Here is a 2,905-nt window from a genome sequence, read left to right as displayed (position 1 = left end):
TCGAAGCTCAGGGACGAACTGCTCAACGGAGAAATCTTCTACACGCTCAAGGAAGCGAAGATCATCATCGAGGGCTGGCGGCGACACTACAACACCGTGCGTCCGCACTCGTCACTGAACTACAAGCCACCGGCACCTGAAGCCACCGTGTGGCCGCGCGTCAGAACGGCCCAGCTTCAACGCCAGCAGTGGCGGTCAAACCCAGCATGCACTAACATTAAACCCGGATCACCCGATGGGGGCAGACCATGATCGCCTTTGAGGAGGCCGTGAAGGATATTCGGACGGGTGAGCCCATCACACAATGAGCGTAGCAACCCACGAAAAAGCCGCCACCCGATCGAGGATGGCGGCACAATATCGTTTAAAAATATAAAATCGCATAATATGAAATGCAACACTCTCTCCCAAGAGAGACAATAAAACACTGCTAATTTAGTGGTTTTGCAAGTTCCATTTTTGGGGGTGTTTTTCATTTGTATAATATTCGGTTGGGCTGAGTTTGCTCACTCGACGCGCGACACTTCGGCCTTCGCATCCAGAACAATCTTCAGCGTCCGGATCATGTCGGCAGCGTCCAACAACGCTGCCTTGACATCCTCGTCTGATTGACGATCGATCGAAGCCGCCATCGTCTGCAGATCAATCACAGCATCGACGGCGGTATTGCTTGGTGAAATACCGACTTGGTCACGGCCCTCGCGGACAGTGGAAACCGCTCGATCGAGCAGCCGGCGCCGCTGGTAGCTATCCAGCTTGCCAATCTCGTTCGCGGCTCGGAGCAGCTCGAAGATGAAGTCGGTGGTGGTACCAAATGGATCGGCCTGTGTTTCCTGTGGCATATTCAAGATGGCGTTGTACCACCAATTTGCGTGGGCAACTACTGTCGCATCAGTGTTCCAGACATTGTAATACCTGAGCCGTTTCCAGCATAGGAGATGACATCTTTGGATTTCATGGTCAGTGTCACGCTGACCGGCTCACCCCCGATGGGCTGATTGTAGGTGTAGGTCATCCGGTTGCCGCTGATGCGCCCCTGGAAAGGAATGTCGGGATCGTTTGCTGACGACGAAACGCCGTGGCCACTCGCATTGATATCCAGCGTGAGGCCCGCCTTAAAGAGCATGAAGCCAACGGAACCGTACCAGCGCCCGGCGAAGCCTCCTTGTTTCTGGTCGCCACCTTTCGCCGACCCTTGGAGGTCTCGGTCGAGATATGCGGTGCACCGATCGAGGTCGATGTTCTTCTTGCCGATAGGCTTTGTGCTGGAAAGGCTCTCACCTTCACTATTTGAGCTGCGTAATATCGTCTGGTGAGGTGTGTTGTCGAGATAGTATTCGACCTTGGAGCAAGTCGCGGCCGAACTGCTCACCGTTATTTCTGCCGAATAACTCGGCTTCTTTCTCCGGAACTGTCGAGTTTGATCCGGCCGGTGCAAGATCCGACCTTCTTGTCGAAATCGCAGTCGGCCGCCATCGCAGGAACCGCCACCAAAAGAAATGCCGCTCCTGTGAGAATGACTCTTGGTTCCTCATGGGTGGAGCCAGCGGCTGCGCGCAGCGCCTTGTTCAGCGTCTCTAGGTAGGCCGGATTTCCCACACTTTTGGCATTTTAGAGAAACTGTCCCGGTGTAACGATATTGTGAGCAGGATAATCTAATTATTGCTCGTTACGCCCAAAAGTCACGGGAACAACATTCCTTTCGGCAAGTTGACATCCCATGATCCGCCGCAATCCTGTGGCCGGTCCGGAGGAGATAACAATGTTGAAATTTACGCTAGCCGCCGCCCTGCTTGGCGCCATCCTATCTGGCGCGGCGATCGCCCAGGACGCGACGATGAAGTGTGACGAGGCCTCCATGATGAAACTGGAGGCCGACACCACCGCCATGACCGACGCGAGCAAAAAGGAAACGGCGATGAAGGAAATGGCCATGGCCAAAGAAGCTATGGCTGCCAAGGACATGGATAAATGCGCGACGCACATGAACAATGCAATGCTTGGCAAGTCGTCGATGTGATGCCCTTAGCGCGGTCGCCCGAACCGCTGGCCGCCAACAAAAACCACACCGCGATTTCGAGTCGCGGTGTGGAAAGTTTGGATATCTTGTTCAGGGAATATACAGGTTTCAAGCAAGAACCACGCGGCGCAACACTATTAGTAGTTCTGTTCAATATTAGTCAGGCGCGCTTAGTCGGGATCGATAACGCTTTCCTTGGGGTCAATAGAACCGTCGCGCTCCGTCACCGGTAGGCTCGCAACATAGACGAGTATTATCGCCAGCGCGGAAAAGGCCAGAACGGCGAGAATTGCTTGATTACCATTGCGGATCATAAGCGACTCCTTGGCGGGCAAACAGCCTACAGGAACTGTTCCACCGGGGCATTTACGTCAGAGCTTCTTCGTGAGGAAATACCCGCAAGCCGCACCCACAGCGATGCCCATGGCAATCCCGGTGGCAGCATTGCCGAGTAGGGCGGTGCCAATCGCAATGCCTATTACCATGGCGATTGTCATATCCAGTCCTCACCGCCGCTCAAAGACCAGCGGCCGGGCGACCGCTGGTCCGCTTTCCGCAGCCRGTTTGGCGGCAACGGAGGCTACCGGCGCTGAGGGGGCCGCCGGATCGATAGGATTGTGCTCGGATTACCGTTTTGCGTTCTGCTTCGCGCCGGCACTCTTGCCATCGGAACTCCTCGAACGCTCGTCCACCCGATCGGCACCTTTGGCGAGCTCGGAGCCCTTTCGAGCCTCCACTTTCCTTTCTTCCTCAGCGGCGCTTCTGCGCAATCCCGTCGCAGATTCCTTGCCCTGTTTGGTCGGGGCTTGTTCGACACCCATTAGGACATCCTCCATCTATCATTACGATCTGCTAAAACGGTGCCTGGAGGGCTTTGTTCCGTAC

At 55.2% G+C, this 2,905-nt stretch carries 6 protein-coding genes and 1 pseudogene; 2 read left to right on the top strand and 5 right to left on the bottom strand.

Features of this window, described 5'->3' with window-relative positions; all coding sequences use genetic code 11:
• A pseudogene (locus tag AC1D17_RS28325) lies at window positions 1-215 on the top strand (integrase core domain-containing protein); the annotation flags it as partial.
• A gap of 291 nt (window positions 216-506) precedes the next feature.
• On the opposite strand, the gene AC1D17_RS28320 reads toward AC1D17_RS28325, so the two are convergent.
• Window positions 507-842, bottom strand: a complete 336-nt coding sequence (locus tag AC1D17_RS28320; RefSeq protein ID WP_477568542.1) for a hypothetical protein — start codon at window positions 840-842, stop codon at window positions 507-509.
• A gap of 38 nt (window positions 843-880) precedes the next feature.
• A complete protein-coding gene (locus AC1D17_RS28315; protein WP_477568541.1) occupies window positions 881-1,372 on the bottom strand; it encodes a hypothetical protein in 492 nt (163 codons plus the stop codon).
• A gap of 390 nt (window positions 1,373-1,762) precedes the next feature.
• On the opposite strand from AC1D17_RS28315, the gene AC1D17_RS28310 reads away from it, so the two are divergent.
• Complete coding sequence (locus AC1D17_RS28310; RefSeq protein WP_477568540.1) at window positions 1,763-2,020, top strand: hypothetical protein; 258 nt, start codon at window positions 1,763-1,765, stop codon at window positions 2,018-2,020.
• Between the two features lie 170 nt (window positions 2,021-2,190).
• Here AC1D17_RS28310 and AC1D17_RS28305 read toward each other — a convergent pair whose 3' ends face one another.
• From AC1D17_RS28305 to AC1D17_RS28295, 3 genes are all read right to left on the bottom strand, one after another.
• On the bottom strand, window positions 2,191-2,334 hold the full coding sequence (locus AC1D17_RS28305; RefSeq protein WP_477568539.1) for a hypothetical protein: 144 nt from the start codon (window positions 2,332-2,334) through the stop codon (window positions 2,191-2,193).
• Between the two features lie 57 nt (window positions 2,335-2,391).
• Complete coding sequence (locus AC1D17_RS28300) at window positions 2,392-2,517, bottom strand: hypothetical protein (protein WP_477568538.1); 126 nt, start codon at window positions 2,515-2,517, stop codon at window positions 2,392-2,394.
• 129 nt (window positions 2,518-2,646) lie between these two features.
• Window positions 2,647-2,841 (bottom strand): hypothetical protein, encoded by a 195-nt coding sequence (locus AC1D17_RS28295; RefSeq protein WP_477568537.1) that lies wholly within the window; start codon window positions 2,839-2,841, stop codon window positions 2,647-2,649.
• Window positions 2,842-2,905 lie beyond the last annotated feature (64 nt).

It is taken from the genome of Pararhizobium sp. P1_E7 (assembly GCF_056405855.1).
The sequence above is the reverse complement of the archived record's forward strand: the minus strand, read 5'-3'. Positions and strand labels throughout refer to the sequence as shown.

Bases quoted from the DNA above. Each gene is read 5' to 3' on its own strand.
- AC1D17_RS28320 (WP_477568542.1), bottom strand. From the start codon at position 842: ATGCCACAGGAAACACAGGCCGATCCATTTGGTACCACCACCGACTTC.
- AC1D17_RS28300 (WP_477568538.1), bottom strand. From the start codon at position 2,517: ATGACAATCGCCATGGTAATAGGCATTGCGATTGGCACCGCCCTACTC.
- AC1D17_RS28305 (WP_477568539.1), bottom strand. From the start codon at position 2,334: ATGATCCGCAATGGTAATCAAGCAATTCTCGCCGTTCTGGCCTTTTCC.
- AC1D17_RS28310 (WP_477568540.1), top strand. From the start codon at position 1,763: ATGTTGAAATTTACGCTAGCCGCCGCCCTGCTTGGCGCCATCCTATCT.
- AC1D17_RS28295 (WP_477568537.1), bottom strand. From the start codon at position 2,841: ATGGGTGTCGAACAAGCCCCGACCAAACAGGGCAAGGAATCTGCGACG.